Annotated in this window: 21 protein-coding genes and 1 other RNA gene; 17 read left to right on the forward strand and 5 right to left on the reverse strand. The window is 55.6% G+C overall.

Annotated features, from left to right (window positions below; genetic code table 11):
* Positions 1 to 14 precede the first annotated feature (14 nt).
* The 13 genes from NXS97_RS15650 (at position 15) to NXS97_RS15710 (ending at position 13,760) form a co-directional block, all read left to right on the forward strand.
* A complete protein-coding gene (locus NXS97_RS15650) occupies positions 15 to 2,072 on the forward strand; it encodes an alpha-glucosidase (RefSeq protein ID WP_014594702.1) in 2,058 nt (685 codons plus the stop codon).
* A gap of 14 nt (positions 2,073 to 2,086) precedes the next feature.
* Positions 2,087 to 2,980, forward strand: a complete 894-nt coding sequence (locus NXS97_RS15655; protein ID WP_029569196.1) for a sulfite exporter TauE/SafE family protein — start codon at positions 2,087 to 2,089, stop codon at positions 2,978 to 2,980.
* A 46-nt stretch (positions 2,981 to 3,026) separates the two neighbouring features.
* A complete protein-coding gene (locus NXS97_RS15660) occupies positions 3,027 to 4,421 on the forward strand; it encodes an MFS transporter (protein WP_014594701.1) in 1,395 nt (464 codons plus the stop codon).
* Positions 4,422 to 4,466: 45 nt separating this feature from the next.
* Positions 4,467 to 5,903 (forward strand): MFS transporter, encoded by a 1,437-nt coding sequence (locus NXS97_RS15665; protein ID WP_014604920.1) that lies wholly within the window; start codon positions 4,467 to 4,469, stop codon positions 5,901 to 5,903.
* Between the two features lie 294 nt (positions 5,904 to 6,197).
* On the forward strand, positions 6,198 to 6,542 hold the full coding sequence (locus NXS97_RS15670) for a glycine dehydrogenase (RefSeq protein WP_013027358.1): 345 nt from the start codon (positions 6,198 to 6,200) through the stop codon (positions 6,540 to 6,542).
* 27 nt (positions 6,543 to 6,569) lie between these two features.
* Positions 6,570 to 6,926: an SFCGS family glycine-rich protein gene (locus NXS97_RS15675; RefSeq protein WP_013027356.1), complete on the forward strand. Its 357-nt coding sequence runs from the start codon at positions 6,570 to 6,572 to the stop codon at positions 6,924 to 6,926.
* Positions 6,927 to 6,929: 3 nt separating this feature from the next.
* Positions 6,930 to 7,226: a DUF4312 family protein gene (locus NXS97_RS15680; RefSeq protein WP_013027355.1), complete on the forward strand. Its 297-nt coding sequence runs from the start codon at positions 6,930 to 6,932 to the stop codon at positions 7,224 to 7,226.
* A 33-nt stretch (positions 7,227 to 7,259) separates the two neighbouring features.
* The gene (locus NXS97_RS15685; RefSeq protein WP_072139074.1) at positions 7,260 to 8,036 is read left to right on the forward strand and encodes a DUF4311 domain-containing protein; all 777 of its coding nucleotides are present in this window, start codon (positions 7,260 to 7,262) and stop codon (positions 8,034 to 8,036) included.
* Positions 8,037 to 8,049: 13 nt separating this feature from the next.
* Positions 8,050 to 8,694: a DUF4310 family protein gene (locus NXS97_RS15690; protein ID WP_013027353.1), complete on the forward strand. Its 645-nt coding sequence runs from the start codon at positions 8,050 to 8,052 to the stop codon at positions 8,692 to 8,694.
* A gap of 54 nt (positions 8,695 to 8,748) precedes the next feature.
* Positions 8,749 to 9,882: an amidohydrolase/deacetylase family metallohydrolase gene (locus NXS97_RS15695; RefSeq protein ID WP_116220078.1), complete on the forward strand. Its 1,134-nt coding sequence runs from the start codon at positions 8,749 to 8,751 to the stop codon at positions 9,880 to 9,882.
* Complete coding sequence (locus tag NXS97_RS15700) at positions 9,866 to 10,981, forward strand: DgaE family pyridoxal phosphate-dependent ammonia lyase (protein WP_116220077.1); 1,116 nt, start codon at positions 9,866 to 9,868, stop codon at positions 10,979 to 10,981. Before NXS97_RS15695 ends, NXS97_RS15700 begins: the two co-directional genes overlap by 17 nt.
* A gap of 1 nt (position 10,982) precedes the next feature.
* Positions 10,983 to 11,723, forward strand: a complete 741-nt coding sequence (locus NXS97_RS15705; protein ID WP_013027350.1) for a 2-dehydro-3-deoxy-phosphogluconate aldolase — start codon at positions 10,983 to 10,985, stop codon at positions 11,721 to 11,723.
* A gap of 126 nt (positions 11,724 to 11,849) precedes the next feature.
* A complete protein-coding gene (locus tag NXS97_RS15710) occupies positions 11,850 to 13,760 on the forward strand; it encodes a transcription antiterminator (protein WP_116220076.1) in 1,911 nt (636 codons plus the stop codon).
* A gap of 3 nt (positions 13,761 to 13,763) precedes the next feature.
* Here NXS97_RS15710 and NXS97_RS15715 read toward each other — a convergent pair whose 3' ends face one another.
* Positions 13,764 to 14,687 (reverse strand): LysR family transcriptional regulator, encoded by a 924-nt coding sequence (locus NXS97_RS15715; protein ID WP_013027348.1) that lies wholly within the window; start codon positions 14,685 to 14,687, stop codon positions 13,764 to 13,766.
* Between the two features lie 129 nt (positions 14,688 to 14,816).
* Here NXS97_RS15715 and NXS97_RS15720 point away from each other — a divergent pair, with 129 nt between their 5' ends.
* Positions 14,817 to 15,521 (forward strand): pirin family protein, encoded by a 705-nt coding sequence (locus NXS97_RS15720; RefSeq protein ID WP_024471126.1) that lies wholly within the window; start codon positions 14,817 to 14,819, stop codon positions 15,519 to 15,521.
* 199 nt (positions 15,522 to 15,720) lie between these two features.
* On the opposite strand, the gene dolP is transcribed toward NXS97_RS15720, so the two are convergent.
* The 4 genes from dolP to NXS97_RS15740 are packed head-to-tail and all read right to left on the reverse strand — an operon-like array spanning position 15,721 to position 19,296.
* Positions 15,721 to 16,293, reverse strand: coding sequence for a division/outer membrane stress-associated lipid-binding lipoprotein (gene dolP / locus NXS97_RS15725; protein WP_014604927.1), 573 nt, complete (start codon positions 16,291 to 16,293; stop codon positions 15,721 to 15,723).
* Between the two features lie 14 nt (positions 16,294 to 16,307).
* Entirely contained in the window at positions 16,308 to 16,895 is a 588-nt protein-coding gene (diaA, locus tag NXS97_RS15730) for a DnaA initiator-associating protein DiaA (RefSeq protein WP_013027345.1), read from the reverse strand.
* Positions 16,896 to 16,909: 14 nt separating this feature from the next.
* The gene (locus tag NXS97_RS15735; protein ID WP_014604928.1) at positions 16,910 to 17,305 is read right to left on the reverse strand and encodes a YraN family protein; all 396 of its coding nucleotides are present in this window, start codon (positions 17,303 to 17,305) and stop codon (positions 16,910 to 16,912) included.
* Complete coding sequence (locus tag NXS97_RS15740; RefSeq protein WP_072139071.1) at positions 17,263 to 19,296, reverse strand: penicillin-binding protein activator; 2,034 nt, start codon at positions 19,294 to 19,296, stop codon at positions 17,263 to 17,265. The genes NXS97_RS15735 and NXS97_RS15740 overlap by 43 nt, the downstream gene beginning before the upstream one ends.
* Before the next feature lie 62 nt (positions 19,297 to 19,358).
* Here NXS97_RS15740 and rsmI point away from each other — a divergent pair, with 62 nt between their 5' ends.
* From rsmI to NXS97_RS15755, 3 genes are all read left to right on the forward strand, one after another.
* Positions 19,359 to 20,219 carry a 16S rRNA (cytidine(1402)-2'-O)-methyltransferase gene (gene rsmI, locus NXS97_RS15745; RefSeq protein ID WP_014594693.1) on the forward strand — a complete coding sequence of 287 codons (861 nt, stop codon included), beginning with the start codon at positions 19,359 to 19,361 and terminating at the stop codon, positions 20,217 to 20,219.
* A gap of 63 nt (positions 20,220 to 20,282) precedes the next feature.
* Positions 20,283 to 20,658: RNase P RNA component class A (gene rnpB / locus NXS97_RS15750), an RNA gene on the forward strand.
* 474 nt (positions 20,659 to 21,132) lie between these two features.
* Positions 21,133 to 22,743: a glucan biosynthesis protein gene (locus NXS97_RS15755; RefSeq protein ID WP_112900631.1), complete on the forward strand. Its 1,611-nt coding sequence runs from the start codon at positions 21,133 to 21,135 to the stop codon at positions 22,741 to 22,743.
* Positions 22,744 to 23,110: the final 367 nt, after the last annotated feature.

Genomic DNA, 23,110 nt, shown 5'->3' on the forward strand with positions numbered 1-23,110 from the left:
ACGCAGAGGTCAGAATGCATTTACAACATCCTGAGACGGCAGGCGTAAAGCTGACTGCCGCCGGTAACGGCTTTTCACTGACTTATCAAAACCGACAGATTCTTAGCCACAGCGAGGAAAAACCCTGTCTGTGGATAGGCAATGGCAACGCCGATATCGACATGTTTCGCGGCAATTTCAGTATTAAAGACCGGTTGAATGAAAAACTGGCGTTAACCTCGGCCGTTGTGACCGCGCAGGACACCGGCTGGACGGTGCGCTTCTCACGCGGAGAGGTATTTAGCGCCACGCTGATCATCGGCACAGATGAAAACGGCCGCCTGTTGCTTACGCTGACAAACGACAGCGACAGGCTTAACCGTATCTGGCTGAGGCTGTCAGCCTTGGACGACGATCATATCTACGGCTGTGGCGAGCAGTTTTCCTGTTTTGATTTGCGCGGGAAACCTTTTCCACTCTGGACCAGCGAACAGGGCGTCGGGCGCAATAAGAAAAGCGTGGTCACCTGGCAGGCTGACTGTGCAGAGAATGCCGGCGGAGATTACTACTGGACCTTTTTCCCACAGCCGACCTTTGTCAGCAGCCAGAAGTATTACTGCCATGTGGATAACAGCGGCTACATGAATTTTGACTTCAGCGCAGCGGATTATCATGAACTGGCTTTCTGGGAAAATAACGCCACGTTACGTTTTGAATGTGCCGATACCTACATCGCCCTGCTGGAAAAAATGAGTGCCCTGTTGGGGCGTCAGCCGGTATTACCGGACTGGGTTTACGATGGCGTCACGCTGGGGATCCAGGGCGGCACCGAGGTCTGCCAGCAGAAGCTGAACAAAATGCGTCAGGCGGGCGTGAAAGTGAATGGCATCTGGGCGCAGGACTGGTCCGGCATCCGGATGACCTCCTTCGGCAAACGCGTGATGTGGAACTGGCAGTGGGACAGCGAGCTTTATCCCCAACTGGACGCGCGCATTCAGCAGTGGAAAGCGGAAGGCGTACAGTTCCTGTCTTATATCAACCCTTACGTCGCCAGCGACCGTAACCTGTGCGAAGAGGCTGCCCGGAAAGGGTATCTGACCAAAAATGCGGCTGGGGACGATTACCACGTCGAATTTGGTGAGTTTTATGCGGGCGTCGTCGATCTCACGAATCCGGAGGCTTACCACTGGTTCAAAGGCGTCATCAAAGACAATCTGATTGCCCTGGGCTGTCGCGGCTGGATGGCGGATTTTGGGGAGTACCTGCCAACGGACACGTATCTGCACAACGGCGTCAGCGCCGAAATCATGCACAATGCCTGGCCCGCGCTGTGGGCGAAGTGTAACTACGAGGCGCTGGAAGAAACCGGCAAACTCGGTGACGTGCTGTTCTTTATGCGTGCGGGTTACACCGGCAGTCAGAAATACTCGGTGATGATGTGGGCCGGGGATCAAAATGTTGACTGGAGCCTGGACGATGGCCTGGCCTCGGTGGTGCCCGCCGCGCTGTCACTGGCGATGAGCGGCCACGGTTTGCATCACAGCGACATCGGTGGCTACACCACGCTGTACGGCATGAAACGCAGTAAAGAACTGCTGCTTCGCTGGTGTGACTTCAATGCCTTTACCCCGATGATGCGCACCCATGAAGGGAACCGTCCTGGCGATAACTGGCAGTTTGACAGCGATGAAGAAACCATTGCCCACTTTGCCCGCATGTCCACGATCTTCACCACCTTAAAACCTTATATCAAGCAGGCTGTCGCGCAGAATGCCCACTCGGGCTTACCCGTTATGCGCCCTTTGTTTTTGCACTATGAAGCGGATGCCCGCACCTACACGCTCAAATACCAATATCTGCTGGGGCGTGACCTGCTGGTGGCACCGGTTTATGAAGAGGGCCGCCGCGACTGGTCGCTCTATCTGCCTGAAGACCGCTGGGTCAACATGTGGACCGGAGAAACGTTAAACGGCGGGGATATCACTGTCGCCGCGCCGATGGGGCAGCCGCCGGTATTTTATCGGGCAGACAGCGAATGGCAGTCATTGTTTGCTTCATTACGGCTTGCTGGCAGTCAGATATTGCCACAGTAGCGGGAGAAAGGATTATGGATTTCTTTACGCTACTTACACCTGAAGGTCTGGAAATCACCACTGAGGTCGTCTGCATCATTATTGCCATTATGTTTCTGTACACCTTTATTGGCATCTGTGCGGGATTTGGTGGCGCGCTGGTTACGATGCCGCTGGTGACGTTGCTGCTGCCGGTCAAAATGGCTGCACCGATGTCGGTGATTGTGGGGACGGCAACGGCGCTGTATGCCACCTGGCTGTCTCGCAAGGAAACCAACTGGAAGTCAGCCCTGGTGCTGATCCTGTTCTCCTTTGCCGGTATCCCTTTGGGCATTTACGCGCTGTCCAATTTTCCGGACGACGTGATGAAAACCGGGCTGGGCGTTTTCCTGATCCTTTATTCGTTCTACAGCCTGTTTATTCCTCGTCTGCCTGTCTATGACAAAAACTGGATAGTGATGCCCACCGGTATTATCGCCGGGGCGCTCGGCTCGGCGTTTGCCACCAACGGTCCGCCCGTCGTGATCTACGGCATGTTAAGGAATCTGGCACCCGCTGCTTTTCGCGGCACGCTCAATGCATTTTTTACCGCGAATAACATCGCCATTATTGGCGGCCTGACCACCAGCGGCATTTTAACGGTCTCAACGGTCAAGCTGGTGATGTTCTGCATTCCTACCATGATCCTGGGATCGTTAGTGGGCCAGTATGTGCACAAGCGTATCTCCGTGCGGGCTTTCCGACTGATGGTGTTTCTCCTGCTGATTGCTTCGGGCTCCATGCTGATCAAAGGCGCTCTGGATATCCCGGCCTGGCAGGTACTGGTGCCCTCATTTGGCCTGCTGGCCGTCATGCAGCTGCTGTTTGGTAAAAAAGTGGCCGCTATTCGCGCTGAAATCGAGCAACAAAACGCTTCAAAATCATCCTGAAAAAGCGGCCCTGCTGACAGGTTCAGTGGGGCAGCGGAGAGAAATCATGAGCCAACACCATCTTGCTTCCGGCAGTGAACCGGCGACGTTACGGTTGCCCTTCAAAGAGAAAGTCGCCTATGGCATCGGCGATCTGGGTTCAAATATTTTATTAGATATCGGTACGCTCTACCTCCTGAAGTTCTATACCGACGTGCTGGAGCTGCCGGGAACCTACGGCGGCATCATTTTCCTGGTGGCCAAGTTTTTTACCGCCTTTACCGATATGGGCACCGGCATCATGCTGGATTCGCGGCGTCGGATTGGCCCGAAAGGCAAGTTCCGTCCCTTCGTGCTGTACGCGGCCTTTCCGGTAACCCTGTTAGCTATCGCCAATTTTGTGGGTACGCCGTTTGACGTCACCGGAAAAACGATCGTCGCCACAGTGCTGTTTATGATGTATGGCCTGTTCTTCAGCATGATGAACTGTTCCTACGGTGCGATGGTGCCCGCGATGACGAAAAACCCCGACGAGCGTGCCGCACTGGCCGCCTGGCGGCAGGGCGGCGCAACGCTGGGCTTGCTGATCTGTACCGTGGGTTTTGTACCGGTCATGAACCTGATTGAAGGCAATCCGCAGCTGAGTTATGTCGTTGCGGCCACGCTGTTCTCGGCGTTTGGCTTATTTTTTATGTGGTGGTGTTATGCCGGCGTAAAAGAGCGTTATGTCGAGCAACCCGCCAGCAGCCCCACGCAGAAACCGGGACTGTTAGCGTCGTTCCGTGCCATCGCGGGCAACCGTCCACTGTTTATCCTGTGCATTGCCAACTTATGCACACTGGGCGCCTTTAACGTCAAACTGGCGATCCAGGTTTATTACACCCAGTACGTGCTAAACGATCCCATTCTGCTGTCATGGATGGGATTCTTCAGCATGGGGTGCATCTTTATTGGCGTATTTATGATGCCCGGCGCGGTCAGGCGCTTTGGTAAGAAAAAAGTGTATATCGGCGGTTTGCTGATTTGGGTCGCGGGCGATCTGCTCAACTATTTCTTCGGCGGCGGTTCGGTCAGTTTTGTCGCGTATTCCTGCCTGGCTTTTTTTGGCTCAGCCTTTGTCAACAGCCTTAACTGGGCGCTGGTTTCCGATACGGTGGAGTACGGGGAATGGCGGACGGGCGTTCGTTCTGAAGGTACGGTTTATACCGGTTTTACCTTTTTCCGTAAGGTCTCACAGGCGCTGGCCGGCTTTTTCCCCGGCTGGATGCTGACACAAATCGGCTACGTGCCCAACGTGATTCAGTCGTCCGGAACGGTAGAAGGGTTGAAGCAACTGATGTTCATCTATCCCGGTGCGCTGGCCGTGATCACCATCGTGGCCATGGGGTGCTTCTACAATCTCAATGAGAAGATGTATGTCCGCATCATTGAGGAGATCGATGCACGTAAGCGTCAGCGCTAATTTGGCTTTGTGACTGCGCCGGTCGCGGCGCTAAAAGGATCACTTATGAAGACAGGCTCCGATCCATTAACGCTGAAACTCCCGCTGCGTGAGAAGGTGGCTTACGGCGTCGGTGATTTTGGCTCCAACCTGATGCTGACTATCGGGACGCTTTATTTACTCAAGTTCTACACCGATGAGCTGGGCATGCCAGCCTGGTACGGCGGGGTGATTTTCCTGGTGGCGAAATTCTTTACCGCCCTAACCGATATGTTCACCGGCATTGTGCTGGATTCACGCCGCCATATTGGCACGAGAGGAAAATTCAGACCTTTTATTCTCTATTTCTCGCTGCCGGTAGCGCTGGTGGCTGCGGCACAGTTTGTTGCTAACGACTTTAGCCTGACGATAAAGACAACAATCGCGACCGCCCTGTTTATGACGTTTGGTCTGTTTTACAGCCTGATGAACTGTTCCTATGGCGCAATGGTGCCAGCCATAACCAAAAATCCCCACGAACGCGCCCACCTCGCCGCCTGGCGGCAGGGCGGGGCAACGGTGGGATTACTGGTTTGCACGGTGTGCTTTATGCCCATTCAGTCGCTGTTTGTTGGCAAAAGTGCGCTGGGCTATCAGGTTGCCGCCGCCGTCTTTGTGGTCGCCGGGCTGCTGTGCATGTGGTTCTGTTACAGCGGGGTTAAAGAGCGCTATGTTGAGCTCACCCCGACGCATCATAAACCCGGTGTGGCAACGGCCTTCCGCGCCATCTTTCACAATCCGCCGTTGCTGGTTCTGTGCCTCGCGAACCTCTGTACCCTGGCGGCGTTTAATATCAAGCTGGCCATTCAGGTCTACTACACGCAGTACGTGCTGAACGATGTTCATTTGCTCTCCTGGATGGGCTTCTTCAGCATGGGCTGTATTCTGGTGGGCGTACTGCTGGTGCCCACAGCGGTAAAACAGTTTGGTAAGAAACAGGTTTATCTGGGGGGACTCATCCTCTGGGCCCTGGGCGATCTGGGTAACTTTCTCTGGGGAAGTAGCTCTCTGCTGTTCGTCATGTTCTCCTGCGTGGCGTTTTTCGGTACGGCATTCGTTAACAGCCTTAACTGGGCGCTGGTGCCGGATACCGTCGAGTACGGGGAGTGGAAAACCGGCATTCGGGCAGAAGGTGCCTGTTACACGGGCTACACCTTCTTTCGCAAGATATCCGCCGCGCTGGCGGGATTTCTGCCCGGTCTGATGCTGACGCAAATAGGCTACGTGCCCAATGCCGTACAAAGCGATGGCACGCTGGCAGGTTTAAGGCAGCTGATCTTTATCTGGCCCTGTTCGCTGGCGATTGCGGCGGCGTTGATCATGGGCTTCTGCTACAAGCTGAATGAAGCGCGTTTTGCCCTGATCGTGGCCGCCATTAGCCGACGTAAAACGCATCGCCTCCAGCCCGTTGACGACAAAAACCGCGTTACGCCATTACGTCAGCCCACTGACGCTGAGTCATAAGTTTCTCTGTTACCTTGCCCTCAGGGTTGCTGTTTGCCAGTTTTGTGACGGCTGACCAGCAACCCGGTTTGCTGTTTATTCCTCACCTGCCGCCTTTCCTGTGTGATATCCCTTTTTTAACTCACTGTTTAATCTGGTAAAAATAATCCGTCCGCTAAGCGAACGCGCAAGTTTGCGTTCCGGATCACTCACAAGGGCCGGATTTCCACTTCGAAACGGAAAAAGTCGTTCTCCACAGCGCTGCCGCCTCTGGTTAGTTTGAGATCACGCTAAGCGCGAAATGGGAAGCAGACGATGAGTACGGGTAAGGGAGCGGTAGCGATGAATGCGTCACAAGACGAACAGCAAAGGATTCAGGCCCTGACGGATCGCGTGATGGCGCAGATTGAGGTGCTTTTTGCCGAGCGGGCCATCCAGCCGAATGCCGTGCAGATACAAATGCTGGCTTCGCACGTGCGGGCAATGGCATTGCGATCCGTCACCGGCGAGAGTCTGCCAGAGGTTGAGGCTGAGCTGTTTGACGAAATTTCCAAAGAGTCGATGGCGCTGGCACAGCAGGTGGTGGACCTGTTTGGCAATTTGCCACCAGAAGAAGCCTGGCTGCTTTCTGTCCACTTTGAAGTGGCGAAGAACGACTAATTTTCCAACCCTGAGAGGAACAGACATATGGTAACCGTAGTGATCGGCGATCGTTTAGGTAAAGGACAAAAAGTGGCGGCTGGCGTAGAAAAAGCCGGTGGCCGTGCCGTTGTGGTGCCGGGCGTCGCGGCAGACATGAAGCTGGGCGACGTCATGAAAGCAGAGAATGCCGATTTCGGTATCTCCTTTTGCGGCAGCGGAGGGGCAGGCGCGATTACGGCGCAAAACAAATACGGCTATAAGGCCAAACATGGTATGCGCTCTGTGGATGAAGGCGTGACCGCCATTAATGAAGGCGCGAACGTGCTGGGCTTCGGCTTTATGGACAAAGAAGAGCTGGGTGAACGTCTGGTTCAGGCCTGGAACAAAAAACACGGTGGATAAGGAATGAAAGAGACCTTTACAACCTCGGTTGCCGTAAGCGGTAAGGGCGACACCAAGGCGAAAGCCTTCGCAGATGCGCTGAGTCGTGTACAGCACGAAGTCCTGCGCAACGCCAATAAGATTCTGCTGCGCATTGAACCGCAGGACGTAAAGGTGGTGCGCGCGCGGGAACGCGTCACAACCGAAAAATTCCTTTTCTTTTTCCTGGCACGCGAGCGCAGGCTCTTCAGCGTCGACCTGGAGGTCACCATTAACGTGACCTGCCTGGACGGCGATAAGGTCGAGTTCACCCGCGTGTAAGTCAGCCTCAAACAACACATATAAGGAAAGAGGATGTTTCTCATCATTTTGCTCAAGTCGTTAATTATCGGCGGCCTCGTGGGCGTCGGTGTGGGCGCCGGTGCCGCCCGCATGTTTCATGCCCCGACGACACAAGGTATGGGCGCCTTTCGCACACTGGGTGAACTTAACTCCTGTGAAGGCGATCCTGCCTCTCATTTCTCTTTTGGGTTGGGATTCTTCTTTAACGCCTGGGCCTCCTCCGTGGCGGCGGGTGCGTTCACGCAGGACGTGGATCATCGCATCATCCCCAACTGGGGCGCGGCGGCGATCATGATCAAAAACCGCAATGTGGCAGAGACGCTATACGACCCGAAAAAGATGGCTATCGCCTGCGGCATCATCGGCATGGTGGTGGTGGCTTTTCTCAACTCGACCGCCTCTGCCGTTCCGGCGGCCCTGCAGGTCACGGCGGTAAAGGTGCTGGTACCGGCCGCTAATTTGCTGGTGAACACGGTCATGCCGGTGATCTTCTGGCTGGCGGCAATTGACGCCGGTAAGAAATCGGGCTTTTGGGCCACCATCTTCGGCGGTCTGGCACAGCTGATTATGGGCAATGCCGTACCGGGCCTGGTGCTGGGCATTTTGATTGGTAAAGGGGTTGAAGAGAGCGGCTGGAACAAAGTGACCAAAATCATGATGACCGCCATCGTCGCCCTGTTTGTTCTCAGCGCCTTCTTCCGCGGTTTCGATATGAAGATGCTGCAATCCTTCCAGCTCGGCATTCCTGGCTGGCTCGACAGTATTCATAACAGCCTGAGCGGCAAATAACGGAGCGTCTGCAATGGAAGAATCAAACAAAGGTTTCTGGTATGCCGACTGGTCATTCCCGATTTTTGTCGGTCTGCTCTCCTCCGGCGTGTTTGCCGGGACCCATATGTACTACCTGTACGGTATCGGCGCTTTTAACGAAGTGGCCTTCGTCTCGATGTTACGGGCGGGCATCGATACCGGCGTTTACGGCGCGGTGGCCGCTTTCGGTGCCAGCTTTCTGTTCGCCCGCATCATTGAAGGATCGCTGGTCGGGATTCTGGATATCGGTGGTGCCATCCAGACCGGCGTCGGGTTGGGCGTGCCCGCGCTGCTGCTGGGCGCCGGTTTTGTCTTCCCGGTGGCGAATTTTGCGGCTTCGCTGGTCACCGGTCTGGTTATCGGTGTGGCGATAGGCTACGTCATCATTCTGGCGCGTAAGTTCACCATTAATCAAAGCAACAGCACCTATGGTGCGGACGTGATGATGGGCGCGGGCAATGCATCAGGACGCTTCCTGGGGCCATTGATTATCCTGGCCGCCATGGGCGCCTCCATTCCTATCGGTCTCGGTTCGCTGTTGGGTGCGCTGGTGTTCTATCTGTGGAACAAACCGATCACCGGCGGGGCGATCCTCGGTGCCATGATCCTCGGCGCGATTTTTCCGGTCGCGATCTGATCGCGTTAATGCCCGATCGGTGAAGGCCGATCGGGGCAGTCAAAGGAGATTCCTATGTACGATCTGATTCTGCGTCGGGCGCGACTGCCGGATGAACGTCTGATCGATATCGCCATACTCGACGGAAAAATAGCCGCCGTGGGTGAGGTAACCGGTAGGGCCAGAGTGGAACAAACCCTGGCGGCGAACTGCTATCTCAGTGCGGGCTGGATCGACTCCCACGTACACTGCTATGAAAAATCGCCCATCTACCACGATCATCCCGACCGGATTGGCGTGGAAAGCGGCGTCACCTGTGTTGTCGATGCAGGCAGTACAGGTGCAGACGACATTGATGATTTCAGACAGCGCACGCAAGCGGTCACCACCCAGGTTTTTGCGCTGCTGAATATCGCCCGCACCGGCATCGTTACCCAAAATGAACTGGCGGACATGACGCAGATTGATCGCCCGGCGATTGCCGACGCGGTAAGACGTCATCCCGATTTTATCGTCGGGCTTAAAGCCCGGATGAGCAGCAGCGTAGTGGGCGAAAACGGCATTCGGCCGCTGGTGCTGGCGAAGGCGATTCAGCAGGAAAATGGCAACCTGCCCCTGATGGTGCATATTGGTAACAATCCCCCCAACCTCGATGAAATCGCCGCGTTGCTGACCTCCGGCGACATCATCACCCACTGCTACAACGGCAAGCCAAACCGCATCCTGACGCCCGAAGGGCAACTGCGTGCAGCGGTAAAACAGGCCCTGGCAAGGGGCGTGCGGCTTGATGTTGGCCACGGCAGTGCCAGCTTCAGCTTTGAGGTGGCGCGCGCGGCGATTGCCCAAGGCATTCTGCCTGACACCATCAGTTCAGACATCTACTGCCGCAATCGTCTGAACGGACCGGTTTATACCCTGGCGCACGTGATGTCGAAATTTTTCAATGTAGGCATGACGCTGCCACAGATTATTGCCTGCGTAACGCATCAGGCGGCCAGCGGGCTGAGATTACGCAGCAAAGGTGCTATTGAGCCCGGACTTGATGCCGACTTTACCCTGTTTACCGTGGCGCACGAATCCGTGTCGTTTGTGGATGCGGAAGGGCTGGCGGAGCAGGGCGATCGCCAATTGATTCCTCTGGCGGCTATCGTCGCCGGTGAGTGCTGGATGACTGAAGAAGGGAAAAAACACAATGTCTTCACTGTATGAGAAATATGGCCTGAAGAAGGTCATTAATGCCTCTGGCCGCATGACCATTCTTGGCGTGTCTACACCGGCCAGCGACGTGGTTGATACGGTTAAATACGGCCTGGAGCACTATTTTGAAGTGAAGGACCTGGTTGATAAGACCGGGGCTTACATCGCTAATTTGCTGCAGGTGGAAAATGCGCTGGTGGTGTCCTGTGCTTCTGCGGGCATCGCCCAAAGCGTGGCTGCCGTCATTGTGAAAGATGACGACTGGCTGCTGGATAATTTACACAGCGCACCGCTGACCGTGCCGCACGACATCGTGGTGCCAAAAGGGCATAACGTGAATTACGGCGCGCCCGTTGGCAGCATGATTGCGCTGGGCGGCGGTCGGACGGTTGAGGCGGGTTACAGTAACGAGTGCTCGTCACAGCAGCTTTCCGCTGCAGTCACCGCCCAGACGGCGGCCATTCTCTATGTGAAGTCCCATCACTGTGTACAAAAGAGCCACCTGAGCGTGGCGCAGGCCGCCGAGGTGGCACGTAAGCATGGCGTGCCGCTTATCGTGGATGCCGCCGCTGAGGAAGATCTGCAGTGCTATTACCAGGCGGGTGCCGATCTGGTTATTTACAGCGGGGCCAAAGCCATTGAAGGCCCCACCAGCGGCCTGGTTATCGGGAAACATCAGCTTGTCGAGTGGGTGAAGCGCCAGAGCAACGGCATTGGCCGCACCATGAAAGTGGGCAAAGAGGGGATTCTGGGACTGACCCAGGCCATTGAATCCTACCTGACCCTGCCGAAAACCACCGGCGCCCAGATGGTGGAAAAAATGACGCCTTTCATCAACAACCTTAACGGTCTGGATGGCGTCAGTGCGCGCGTTGTATGGGATGCCGCCGGGCGCGACATTGCCCGGGCAGAGATCAAATTCGATGAGACCACAATCGGGCATCAGACCGGCGATCTGGTGCAGGCGCTAAAAAACGGTGATATCGCCATTTACTTCCGTGGCTACAAAGCCAATGAGGGCATTATTGAAGCCGACGTGCGCAGCGTCAGCGCTGAGCAGCTGCAGATTATTTTCACCCGCATTCAGGCGCTGTTAACAGGAGAAAAATAGCATGACGCTAACCCCCAATTTTTATCAGGATCGCCTGTGTCTTAACGTGCTGGCGGGTTCAAAAGAGAACGCGCGAGCCATCTGGCAGGCCGCAGAAGGCCACGTACTGGTCGGCGTGTTATCAAAAAACTACCCCAGCAACGAGGCCGCTATTGCGGATATGCGCGAGTACGCCGCGCTGATTGATAACGCGCTGTCCATCGGCCTGGGCGCGGGCGATCCCCGGCAGTCGCGAATGGTCAGCGAACTGGCCGCTGTACTACAGCCGCAACATGTTAACCAGGTGTTTACCGGCGTCGGCACCAGCCGTGCGCTGCTCGGTCAGTCACAAACGGTAGTCAACGGGCTGATTTCACCAACCGGCACGCCGGGCAAGGTGAAAATTTCCACCGGTCCCCTCAGTTCACAGAGCAGCGACGGAATTGTGCCCATTGATACCGCGATTGCGTTACTGAAGGACATGGGCGGCAGTTCCGTGAAGTATTTTCCAATGGGCGGTCTGGATACGGTGGACGAGTACCGCGCGGTGGCCGAAGCCTGTGCGAAACAGGATTTCTGGCTGGAGCCGACCGGCGGGATCGATCTGCAAAACGTTGGGCCGATCCTGCGTATTGCCCTGGACGCTGGCGTGAGCAAGATCATTCCCCACATTTACAGTTCGATCATCGACAAAGCCAGTGGCGAAACCCGCGTGGAAGACGTGCGCCAACTGCTGGCCATCTGTAAAAGTCTGCTGGACTGAGCCCAGGCCTGTGCGCCACTTCAAGGACAGATTACGGGCGCGCAGGGCATAATAGACCTGCCGCCTGTTTTCCGGCAGTCTGACGTTTACTTTGTTCTTGTTAACCGCTGAAGCAGGTAACCCGACGTGAGATTCCCGAATCAGCGCCTTGCGCAACTGTTCGACGCATTGAAAAACGAAACGCTCCCCCAGGACGAACTGGCACGGCGGTTTGCGGTGTCCACGCGCACCGTACGCACGGATATTACCGCGCTCAACGCCATGCTGCAGCAGCACGGCGCGCAGTTTGTCCTGAATCGCGGTGCGGGCTACCAGCTTAAAATTATTGATGCGCTGCGCTTTAACGTGCTGCAGCAGCAGACGCGTGCGCCTCTGCGGGTGCCGCGCACCTCACACGACCGAATCCGCTACCTGCTGGTGCGTTTCCTCACCGCCGCCTATTCCCTGAAGCTGGAAACCCTGGCAGAGGAGTGGTTTGTCAGCCGTGCCACGCTGCAGAATGACATGGCCGACGTGCGCGAATGGCTCGGCCGTTATCAGTTGAGTATCGAAAGCAAACCCCATCACGGCATGAAGCTGTTTGGCAGTGAAGTGGCGATCCGCACCTGCTTAACCGATCTGCTGTTTGAGATCGATCAGGAGCAGCCTGACAGCCCGCTGATCGTGCCCGAATCGCTGGAAAGCGGCCTGCTGGAAACTCTTCAGCCGCTGCTGCAAAACGGCCTTGCCCAGCACAATATCCGCCTCAGTGATGAAGGCGAACGCTATTTGCGTTTTTACTGCGCGGTGGCGCTACGTCGCATCAATGAAGGCTATCCGCTGAGCGATCCGCAGGTGGAAGAGATCGGGGAGGACGTGCGCGAGTCTGCGCAGACGCTGATCCATGCGCTGCGGCCGCTTACCGTTAAACCGGTTTCTCCGGCGGAAGAGAGCTGGCTGCGGGTGAATATCGCCGCCCGACGCATTCAGGACGTTGCCCCCAGCGCCATTAATGCTGACGATGCGGAGGCGCTGGTTAACTACCTGCTCGGCTTTATTAACACTCACTACTATTACGATCTGCAGAACGATCCTCAACTCCGTGCCGATCTGCTTACCCATATTAAAACGATGATCACGCGCGTGCGTTATCAGATCCATATTCCTAACCCGTTATTAAGCAACATCAAGCAGCACTATCCAATGGCCTATGATGTGACGCTGGCGGCAGTGTCCAGTTGGGGAAAATATTCGCCCTATACGATTAGCGAAAATGAAATTGGCTTTCTGGTGCTTCATATCGGCGTCGGGCTGGAGCGCCATTATAACGTGGGTTACCAGCGTCGCCCTCAGGTACTGCTGGTGTGCGACAGCGGTACGTCGACGCTCCGCATGATCGAAGCCATGTTAATGCGCAACTATCCCCAGTTGCAGGTGACGCAGTGCCTGTCGCAGCGTGAATATGAGGCCCGCCAGCGCATCGAAGAAGATTTTGTGATTTCTACCACGCGGCTGAGTGAAAAAGAGAAACCGGTTGTCGTGGTCGCGCCTTTCCCGACGGAATTTCAACGGGAGCAGATAGGCAAGCTGGTGCTGGTGGACCGCACCCGGCCCTATATGTTGGAGAAATTTTTTGATGCCCGCCATTTCTGCATCATCGATCGGCCGATGAGTCAGTCTGCGCTGTTTCGGCTGTTATGCGATCGGCTGGAGGCAGAAGGCGTGGTGGATAATGCGTTTTATGCTTCCGTTGAGGAGCGTGAAGCCATTGTCAGCACCATGCTGGGCGAAGGGATTGCGCTTCCGCATTCGCTGGGGCTGATGGCGAAAAAAACGGTGGTGTACACCGTGCTGGCCCCGCAGGGGATCCCCTGGGGCGAGGACACGGCTTACGTGATTTTCCTGCTGGCAATCAGCAAAAACGAGTATGAGGAAGCGATGGCTATCTATGACCTGTTCGTGACCTTTATGCGCGAGCGGGCGATGATGCGATTGCGCGACAGCAGTGACTTTGCCTGCTTTAAAAGCGTCGCGCTGGACTGTCTGAGCCGGCTGTAATCTTCAGGGATGGGCGCCCGGCGTCGGTGAGTTTTTCCGGGCCAGCAGGCGAGGAATTTCGCGCAGGCACCAGGCTTTTGCCTCACCCATGCTGTCACGCCGCCAGGCCATGATGATATCGACCTCACGCGAATACTCCGGGCTGACCACCCGCAAGCGGCCCTCTGCAATGTCCTGCTCCACCATGTTATAAGGCATGGTGGCGACCCCTAAACCGGCCAGGAGCGCGCGACGTTTGTCATCCATCGTACTGACGGTCAGGCGCTGTTGCTTGTCCAGCAGTTGCACGGTCAGAACCGGACGTTCGCGGGCTGTATCTGCCACGGCAATGCCGCGATATTTTACCCGGGTGACTTCTGAAAGCGGCTCGGGTTCGTTGTGTATTGGATGGTCAGGGCTGGCAACGTAAACGCTGATGATGCTGTAAAGTTTGCGGGTGTTTATTTCGGTCGAGGCGCGAAAATGCATATCCGGTGCAATGACAATATCAGCCCGCCCCTGTTCCAGTCTCTCCCAGGCGCCAGCCAGTACTTCTGTGATGATGGCGATCTGGGTATTGGCTTTGTCAGCCAGCTTCGTGACCAACGGAAACAGCGCGTCGGTGGGCACTAACGCTTCCGTCACGATAGTCAGCTGGGTTTCCCAGCCGCGTGCCAGCGCCTCGGCATCGGTCGTGAGCTTGTCGGCAGCCTCCAGCAACACCCGACCGCGCTCCAGTAACATTCTTCCGACATTGGTGAACTTCGTTCGATGGCCCGAACGGTCAAACAGCACCACATCCAGCTCTTCTTCCAGTTTCTGCATGGTGTAGCTAAGCGCTGAGGGCACGCGGCCCAGTTCATCGGCGGCGGCGGCAAAGCTGCCGCGGCGATCGATAGCATCCATCACACGTAAAGCTTCAAGGGTTAACGCACGATCTTTGGCCATCCCGGTTCTCTGTCAGGAAATTTGAATATGCACGGCAGATTAACTGGCTAACAATCCGGCGTCCAGACTTTTACCATAAAGGCATATTTCCCGTCGTCGATTCTTGCCGACGGATGCTGGAGGTACATAATGATTACGACACGCAGTGCATCCGCTTGTGGTCAGGCCGATTACGGTTGGTTACAGGCGCGCTACAGCTTCTCTTTTGGCCACTATTTCGATCCCAAATTAATGGGTTATGCCTCCTTACGCGTTTTGAATCAGGAAGTCCTGGCACCCGGCGCGGCGTTTCAGCCGCGCACCTATCCTCAGGTGGATGTGCTGAATATCGTTTTACAGGGTGAGGCGGAATACCGGGACAGCGAAGGCAATCACATCAGCGTGCGTGAAGGTGAGGCGTTGCTGCTCTCCGCTCAGCCTGGCGTGAGCTACAGCGAACTTAACCCGAGTAAAGATCGCCCGTTAACCCGTATGCAGCTCTGGCTGGCGGCCTGCCCGGAACGTGAAAATCCCCGTATGCAGAAAATGACGTTGTCGGGCGGCATGCGTTCGCAACTGCTGGCCTCACCGGATGGCGGCGACAGCAGCCTGCAGTTGCGTCAGCAGGTCTGGATTCATCAGCTTGAGCTGGCGGCAGGCGAGCAGCATCTGGTGCCGCTTCAGGGCGCGCGCGCCTATCTGCAATCTATCCATGGCGCGTTTGAGGCCTCGGCCGGGGGCGCTCATCAGGAACAGCTGGGCTGTGGCGATGGCGCATTTTTGCAGGAAGAGCAACAGCTGTGGCTGTCAGCGAAAACCCCGACCCGCGCACTGGTGATCGATATTCCGGTCTGAGGCCTTCTTTCGTTACGCCGCCGCCAGCGGAGACAACCTCGGGCGGCGCGATAATGCTGGGCGGCAAGCCGGATAACGTTTGTTGGCTCTGACCCGGTCACGGCTAAACCCGCAATAAAAAAGCCGCAACCCAACAGGTTGCGGCTTTTCTGTCTGCGTCAGTAACAACCCGGACAGCTGTCCTGGGGTTAACTCAGCATTACTTCACCATGGTAAACGCGGTGGTGACGTGTTTCACACCGCTGACCCGGCTGGCAATGTCCGCGGCGGCTTTGGCTTCTTCTGGCGTCACCAGGCCCAGCAGGAACACTTCACCGTTTTCCGTGGTGACTTTGACGCTTGATGATTTCACCTGATCGCTGCCCAACAGCTGCGAGCGAATCTTGGTGGTAATCCAGGTATCAGACGACGAGGTGCCAAGGCTGACTTTCGGCCCAATCCGAATCTCGTTATAGACTTCGGTTGCGCCATCAACGCCCATGGTGATCTGTTTCGCGCGGTTGGCAATCTCCTGACTCGGGGCCTGACCGGTTAGCAGGACTTTACCCTGATAGGCGGTAGCAATGACGCGAGCATCGGTTTTGATTTGCTGATCTTTTGCCAGCGCGTTGCTGACGCGTAATTCCAGCGTGCCGTCATCGACCTGCGTTCCGACAGAGCGGGGATCGGTGGCGGTTTTGGTCGCCACAGCGGCGCTACCGGCAACCACCGCGACGCAGCCCTGCAGCAGCATGGCGGTTAAAACAATGGCTATAGCGTTCAATGCTTTCATTGGTGCTCCTTCCGTCATTCCTGGTGGGGAAACAAGGTGTTATCAATCAGATCGCACAAACAGTTGAGTGTTAACATATGCATCTCCTGAATGCGAGCACTACGATGTGAAGGAATACGAATTTCCACATCCTGCGGTCCCAGCAATCCGGCTAATTCGCCCCCATCATAACCGGTAAGCGCAACGATAGTCATATCGCGCGTGACGGCGGCTTCGACGGCCTTCACGATGTCCCGTGTATTACCGCGTGTAGAGATTGCCAGCAGAACGTCACCGGTTTGTCCCAGTGCACGCACCTGCTTCGCATAAATTTCGTCATGCAGACGATCGTTACTGATCGCCGTCAGCATGACGTTGTCCGCACTTAAGGCCAGCGCGGGCAGGCTGGGGCGTTCGGTTTCAAAGCGGTTGATCATGCTGGCGGCAAAGTGCTGAGCATTGGCGGATGACGCACCATTACCACAGCTCAGTATTTTGTTACCGTTGAGAAGTGACTGCACCATTGTCATTGCTGCACGCGAAATGGCATCGGGTAACGCCTCTGCAGCAGCGATTTGAGTTTGAATACTTTCGGTAAAACACGCTTTAATTCTTTCCTGCACACGACCACCTGGTTCTAAACGTCTGCATTAAAGGCATTCGGCAACCATTCAAGCGCCGTGCCGGTAATGGCAATGATGTCGAAACGGCAATTCACTGTTTCAAAACTGCCGCCGCGTTGCGCCAGCCACAGAGAGGCGGCACGCAGCAGCTTGTGTTGTTTCTGTCGGGTAATACTGGCCAGACTGCCGCCGAAGCGTGCGTTACGCCGGTAACGCACTTCGACGAACACCCAACACTGGTTGTCTCGCATTATCAGGTCTAGTTCCCCTGCGCGATAGTAAACATTGCTGGCGACCCATGTTAACCCCGCCCGCTCAAGATAGCGGCGGGCGAGTTGTTCGTGCTCGGCACCCGTACGGCGGCGGTTTAGCTGGCCGGTACGATGTTGCCCTGGCGATACTGGTTCCATGTCAACTTCCTGTTGATCACACAATCAGCGGTGGCGCTCAGCTTGCCGGTATTGCCGTCGAGCGAGAAGCCCGGCACCTGACGCATCTGGTTAAAGTGGTTAGCCAGCGTCCACGCATCAATCCCCATTGCGTACAGACGCACCAGCGAGTAATCGTTATTGAACGACTTCGCGGCCTGCTGCATCAACGCCGGATTTGCGCCGGAAAGCAGGGGGATATCGCTGAACTGCAGCCCTTCCATTTCCAGACGGAAATCCGGCCCTGCGCCCGCCTGCGCGCTGCGCGAACTGGCGTAGAGCGCAACGTTGCTGCGGCTACCGGTGCGCATGCTGATCATCGGTTTGATCAGTTGCAGTTCATCCTGAGTCGAGACGATATAAGCGGCATCAATGGCTCCGCCACTGCTGGCGGCCGGGGCGCTGGTTTGCGGTGCCGGAATGTTCAGGCCCGCAACGGAAACGCTTTGCGGCTGAGAAGACGAGGGCATAACCACGGGCGTACCGCTCATGCTGATGCCTGCACCGCTATTGATGCCCTGCTTGAGTTCTGAAACAGAACCAAAGCGCTGCTGGAGCACGGTGCCGCCGCCCAGTGACTGCCACTCTTTCGTAAAGGCCGCCGTTACGCGATCGCCCAAGCCGTTGCGAGGTACTAACAGCAGCGGCTGGCGTTTGCCCTGGTCCCAGATATGATGCGCCGCATCGCGCGCTTCATCTTCAGGCGACAGCGCAAAATAGCACATATTCGGATGGTTCTGGATTTGCTCTGGCTCGTTCAGCGCCAGGACATTCAGCGGTGTCTGGCTGTTCGCGACCGTTTCAACGTTGTTTTTCAACAGCGGTCCAACAACGAGCGTGGCACCATCCTGTTGGGCCTGCTGCATCACCTGCGCGATGGGTTGACTGCTGGTGTCGTACACCTTCACCTGCGCATTGCTAGCGGGTTCGGCGGCCGGCTGTTGCTGAGGCTGCTGTTGCGTCGTTGCCGGTTGCTGCGCCGTGCCGCTCTGCTGCGCAGCCGCCGGGTTAGCTGACGGGCTGACGACCGCATTCGCATCCGCAGGCTGCTGCTGATTTATCGCGATAGGATCCTGGGCGCTGCCCGGCATCGCCTGAGGCGCGGTAGCGAGGGTGCCGTTCTTCGCGTCGTTAAAGCCTTTCTGGATAGCGCTGGCGAACATCTGAGCCTGACCGTTCAGCGGCAGCAGCAGCGCGATAGTGCTGGTGGACGCTTTGGTAAAGTTTTGCACCTGGCTCAACTGGGTCGGTAAGGTTTTTGCAGCAGGGTTATCGGGATAGCGCGTCTGCCAGTCTTTAATGGCTGACTTCAGCATGTTGGCATCCTGCGCGTTGGCATGCCACGCCGTGAGCAGATCCAGCCAGCCCTGCAGAATGTTTTCGTCGGCATTGATCACCAGCGAATTCATATCCTGCTGCGACAGCTGGGTCAGCGCCTGCCAGGTGGCATCGATATTCTGCTGGCGTTCATCGCCTTTCAGCAACGGCTCCTGAGCAATATAGGCGCGGAGCAGGGCCAGCGAAGTTTTACCCTGTGCGCTGGCAATCTGTAAACCGTAGTAGCGCGCCAGCTGATCCTGAGACAGCTCGCTGGTTTTCACCTGACTCAATATCGGTTGGGCATCGGCAATCTTTTGCTGAGCAACCAGAGACTGGGCTTTCAGCAGCAGTAATTCTTGCTGCTGTTTATCAGAAAGCTGATTAGGCAGTTCGCCGATCGCCTGAGCAGCCTGCGGATATTTTCCTTCTTTCAACAGGGCGCGGATTGCGAGTAATTGCCAGTCGGTCTTGCTATCATCGCTGCTTTGCTGCACCTGCTGCAGATAGTAGGCGGAATTATTAGTAACGGGTGCCTGGATGTCTACGGACTGGCTTTTCGGGCCCTGGCCACTACACGCGGCTAAAATCAGACCAGCAAGAAGGACAGGCACAAAGCGTCCTGCTTTATGACGAACGATTTTTGAAGGAAGCATACTGTATCCAGTGATGTTTTTTTCAAGATGCTCAATATTAAATCGGCAATTCGGATGAAACAATGAAACAACTCGATCGGGCAGACATTTCCGCCAGCACGCTCTACATCGTGCCAACCCCAATAGGTAATTTGGCTGACATTACCCAGCGGGCGCTAGCGGTACTTTCCAGCGTCGATCTGGTCGCAGCGGAAGATACACGTCATACCGGACTGTTGCTACAACATTTCGCCATCAATGCGCGACTCTTCGCACTTCATGACCACAACGAACAGCAGAAAGCAGAAATCCTGCTAACCAGGCTGCAACAGGGAGAAAGCATAGCTCTGGTTTCTGATGCTGGCACGCCATTGATCAACGATCCGGGTTATCACCTGGTTCGCCGCTGCCGTGAGGCCGGTATTCGCATCGTTCCTTTACCGGGTGCCTGCGCAGCGATAACAGCATTAAGCGCAGCGGGATTGCCGTCTGATCGTTTCTGTTACGAAGGATTTCTACCCGCCAAAACAAAGGCGCGGTGTGATGCGCTTCGGGCGCTGGCCGAGGAGCCGCGTACCTTAATCTTTTACGAATCCACGCACCGTTTGCTGGACAGCCTGCAGGATATGGTCACGGAGCTGGGGGCTGGCCGTTACGTCGTGCTGGCGCGCGAATTAACCAAAACCTGGGAAAACCTGAATGGCGCACCGGTGGGGGAACTCCTGGCCTGGGTGAAAGAGGATGAAAATCGCCGTAAAGGTGAGATGGTGCTCATCGTTGAAGGCCATCATCCTGACGAAGAGGCATTACCCGCAGATGCACTGCGCACGCTGGCGTTGTTGCAGCAGGAACTGCCGTTGAAAAAGGCGGCGGCGCTCACGGCTGAGATACACGGTGTGAAAAAGAATGCGCTCTATAAACATGCGCTTGAGCAGCAGGCCTGAGCCTGTTGAGTTGCCTGCGCGCCGGGCGTGACAGCGCGGGCTAAACCCTCTATAATGCGCGCCGAAGCTGACCAGACAGTCGCCGCTTCGTCGTCGTCCTTCTCTGAAGGAGACGGGCGGAGGGGAGGAAAGTCCGGGCTCCATAGGGCAGGGTGCCAGGTAACGCCTGGGGGGGAAACCCACGACCAGTGCAACAGAGAGCAAACCGCCGATGGCCCAGTAATGGGATCAGGTAAGGGTGAAAGGGTGCGGTAAGAGCGCACCGCGCGGCTGGTAACAGTCCGTGGCACGGTAAACTCCACCCGGAGCAAGGCCAAATAGGGGTTCACATGGTACGGCCCGTACTGAACCCGGGTAGGCTGCTTGAGCCAGTGAGCGATTGCTGGCCTAGATGAATGACTGTCCACGACAGAACCCGGCTTATCGGTCAGTTTCGACTTCTTAATGCAAACCCCGCGCAAGCGGGGTTTTTGCTTTATGGCGCGGCAAAGCAGGCGTCGCTGCCGCCACCAGACGCGGGGGATATCGGCAAGCAGGCCACGGCTCCTTGCTGACGCGGGCTGACCAGCGCGATGAAGGGCGTTGCCCGATACCGTTGTAAAACAATGTGGCGTTAGCCGGTCAGGGCGCTTCTGCGCTGGCGACCCTGAGAGGAAACGCGATTCACTCTCCTGATCTGGCAAGAAAAATGGGCCGCGTTGCCAGAGGCTTTGTTTCTCAGGCAAATCCCATCCATTTTCTTTCCAATGCAATATAGGCTCATCCGATGTGTCAGATGATGGCTTGCCATCTGTTTGGGAGGCAACGGTTTCTCTCGTCTATAGTTGAAGGCAGCTTGCCACACGTCATTATTTTACGTTTTGCCCAATTGGGCGCGAATTCATTGAATGAAGATTAAAAAAACAGGTGGATCATGGTTACAAGAAGGACTTTACTGACTTATTCCGGGGCGTTTGCTGCCTTATCTGCATTAGGCATTTCTCCCGGCGCTATCGCAGCAGGCGTTCTCAAGTTAGGTAACAGCGAAGCATTTAACTTTGAAACCTTGATTGCCCAGGCCAAAGCCCTGGCAGCCAAACCCTATGAAAAACCCACCTCATTCGACCCGTCATTGTTATCCAACATAACCTATGACGCCTACATGAAAACCGTCTACAAGCCGGACTATGCGCTGTTTAAAAATGCCGGACGGTTTCCTGTTACCTTTTTCATGGTAAACGGTTTACACCGTATGCCGGTGAAAATGCACGTCGTGGAAAATAACGCCGCGCGTGAAATTATTCAAAATATTGACTACTTCACCACGACGGATAAAAACGTTACGTTGCCGGCGCTGAAAGGTAACGTATTCTCAGGTTTCAGAGTGCTGGCCAGCCAGGACACGCTAAAAACCAATCCACAAAATGACTGGATATCTTTTATGGGCGCGTCTTATTTCCGCGCCATCGGCGAGCTGGGTCAGTTTGGTTTATCCGCGCGCGGTATTGCGCTGAATACCGTTCAGCCGGGTGTCGATGAAGAGTTCCCTGACTTTACGGATTTCTGGTTTGAAGCGCCGAAAGACGACAGCAAACATCTCACGGTCTATGCGCTACTCAACGGGCCGAGTATCACGGGCGCCTACAAATTTATCCTGAAGCGCGGCAAAGGGGTTATACAGGATGTCGAATGTACGCTTTTCCTGCGTAAGGACATTCAGCGTTTCGGTATCGCGCCTCTGACCTCCATGTACTGGTTCTCAAAAACGGTTAAAGGAGCGGCGACAGACTGGCGCCCGGAAGTGCATGACTCCGATGGTCTGGCGATGTGGACCGGCAGCGGCGAACATATCTGGCGGCCGTTGAACAACCCATTACGCGTGGTCACATCCAGTTTTCATGATGAGAACCCACGCGGCTTTGGTTTACTGCAGAAAGATCGGGATTTCGACAGCTATCTGGACGCTGCGCACTACGAGAAACGTCCCGATCTGTGGGTGGAACCGCGAGGGGAATGGGGCAAAGGCTCAGTTCAACTGATGGAAATCCCGACTGACGATGAAATCTACGACAATATCGTCGCCATGTGGGTACCGGATGCGCCAGCGAAAGCGGGCGATCAGCATCATTTCCATTATCGTCTGCACTGGCTGGCCGATGAGCCCTATCCTTCTCCTCTGGCGCGTTGCGGGGCAACACGACTGGGGCGGGGCGGTGTGCCGGGTTCCGATCGTCCGCATGACAGCCGTAAGTTTGCCGTCGAGTTCCGTGGCGATGTGCTTAATCATCTGCCGTCAGGCGTTTCCCCCGAAGCCGTGCTTTCTGCATCGCGTGGTACTTTTGAGAACGTGCTCGTGTCTAAATTGCCGGACGATTCAGGCAACTGGCTGGCGCAGTTTGATTTGGTCGCCGGCGAAGGCGATCCGGTAGAGCTTAAGCTCTATTTGAAAGCACAAGACAAGTTGGTGTCGGAAACCTGGTGCTACCAGTACCATCCGTTCAACTCCCCTGCGAAGCCCTGGCCCGTCGCGTGCGAAACGAAATAATTTTTAAATAACGCCCATTGAACAGATGGGCGTTAATCTTTTAACGCGACTCATCGGCAAACGTCGCGCATTGAAATGTTATTGGATGCGTTATCTTCAGCGTTTCAGGGATAATAATGACCCTCCCCCTTTCCCGGCTAAGCCCGTCTTAAATAGCATGATTGTCTTCCCTTATCCTTGTTCTGTTAACGGCTGTTTCATCGCTCTGCTTTTTTCGGCGAAATATTCTTAAGTGAAAAAAAGATATTTTATTGATCTGCACAAAGTCAGTATAAATAAAAGCATTGGTTCTCATAAGAAAAGAGTGAAGTGTGAGAAACAGCACAATCCCATTTTTTTATGATGATTAAGATTCGTAGCGGATAAA

The organism is Pantoea sp. B623 (assembly GCF_024814475.1).
Classification (GTDB): Bacteria; Pseudomonadota; Gammaproteobacteria; order Enterobacterales; family Enterobacteriaceae; genus Pantoea; species Pantoea ananatis.

Coding starts and splice junctions, on each gene's coding strand:
- NXS97_RS15705 (WP_013027350.1), top strand. CDS start 10,983: ATGACGCTAACCCCCAATTTTTATCAGGATCGCCTGTGTCTTAACGTG.
- NXS97_RS15690 (WP_013027353.1), top strand. CDS start 8,050: ATGGAAGAATCAAACAAAGGTTTCTGGTATGCCGACTGGTCATTCCCG.
- NXS97_RS15695 (WP_116220078.1), top strand. CDS start 8,749: ATGTACGATCTGATTCTGCGTCGGGCGCGACTGCCGGATGAACGTCTG.
- NXS97_RS15735 (WP_014604928.1), bottom strand. CDS start 17,305: ATGGAACCAGTATCGCCAGGGCAACATCGTACCGGCCAGCTAAACCGC.
- dolP (WP_014604927.1), bottom strand. CDS start 16,293: ATGAAAGCATTGAACGCTATAGCCATTGTTTTAACCGCCATGCTGCTG.
- NXS97_RS15650 (WP_014594702.1), top strand. CDS start 15: ATGCATTTACAACATCCTGAGACGGCAGGCGTAAAGCTGACTGCCGCC.
- NXS97_RS15740 (WP_072139071.1), bottom strand. CDS start 19,296: ATGCTTCCTTCAAAAATCGTTCGTCATAAAGCAGGACGCTTTGTGCCT.
- NXS97_RS15685 (WP_072139074.1), top strand. CDS start 7,260: ATGTTTCTCATCATTTTGCTCAAGTCGTTAATTATCGGCGGCCTCGTG.
- NXS97_RS15660 (WP_014594701.1), top strand. CDS start 3,027: ATGAGCCAACACCATCTTGCTTCCGGCAGTGAACCGGCGACGTTACGG.
- NXS97_RS15680 (WP_013027355.1), top strand. CDS start 6,930: ATGAAAGAGACCTTTACAACCTCGGTTGCCGTAAGCGGTAAGGGCGAC.
- rsmI (WP_014594693.1), top strand. CDS start 19,359: ATGAAACAACTCGATCGGGCAGACATTTCCGCCAGCACGCTCTACATC.
- NXS97_RS15720 (WP_024471126.1), top strand. CDS start 14,817: ATGATTACGACACGCAGTGCATCCGCTTGTGGTCAGGCCGATTACGGT.
- NXS97_RS15670 (WP_013027358.1), top strand. CDS start 6,198: ATGAGTACGGGTAAGGGAGCGGTAGCGATGAATGCGTCACAAGACGAA.
- NXS97_RS15755 (WP_112900631.1), top strand. CDS start 21,133: ATGGTTACAAGAAGGACTTTACTGACTTATTCCGGGGCGTTTGCTGCC.
- NXS97_RS15700 (WP_116220077.1), top strand. CDS start 9,866: ATGTCTTCACTGTATGAGAAATATGGCCTGAAGAAGGTCATTAATGCC.
- NXS97_RS15715 (WP_013027348.1), bottom strand. CDS start 14,687: ATGGCCAAAGATCGTGCGTTAACCCTTGAAGCTTTACGTGTGATGGAT.
- NXS97_RS15655 (WP_029569196.1), top strand. CDS start 2,087: ATGGATTTCTTTACGCTACTTACACCTGAAGGTCTGGAAATCACCACT.
- NXS97_RS15665 (WP_014604920.1), top strand. CDS start 4,467: ATGAAGACAGGCTCCGATCCATTAACGCTGAAACTCCCGCTGCGTGAG.
- NXS97_RS15675 (WP_013027356.1), top strand. CDS start 6,570: ATGGTAACCGTAGTGATCGGCGATCGTTTAGGTAAAGGACAAAAAGTG.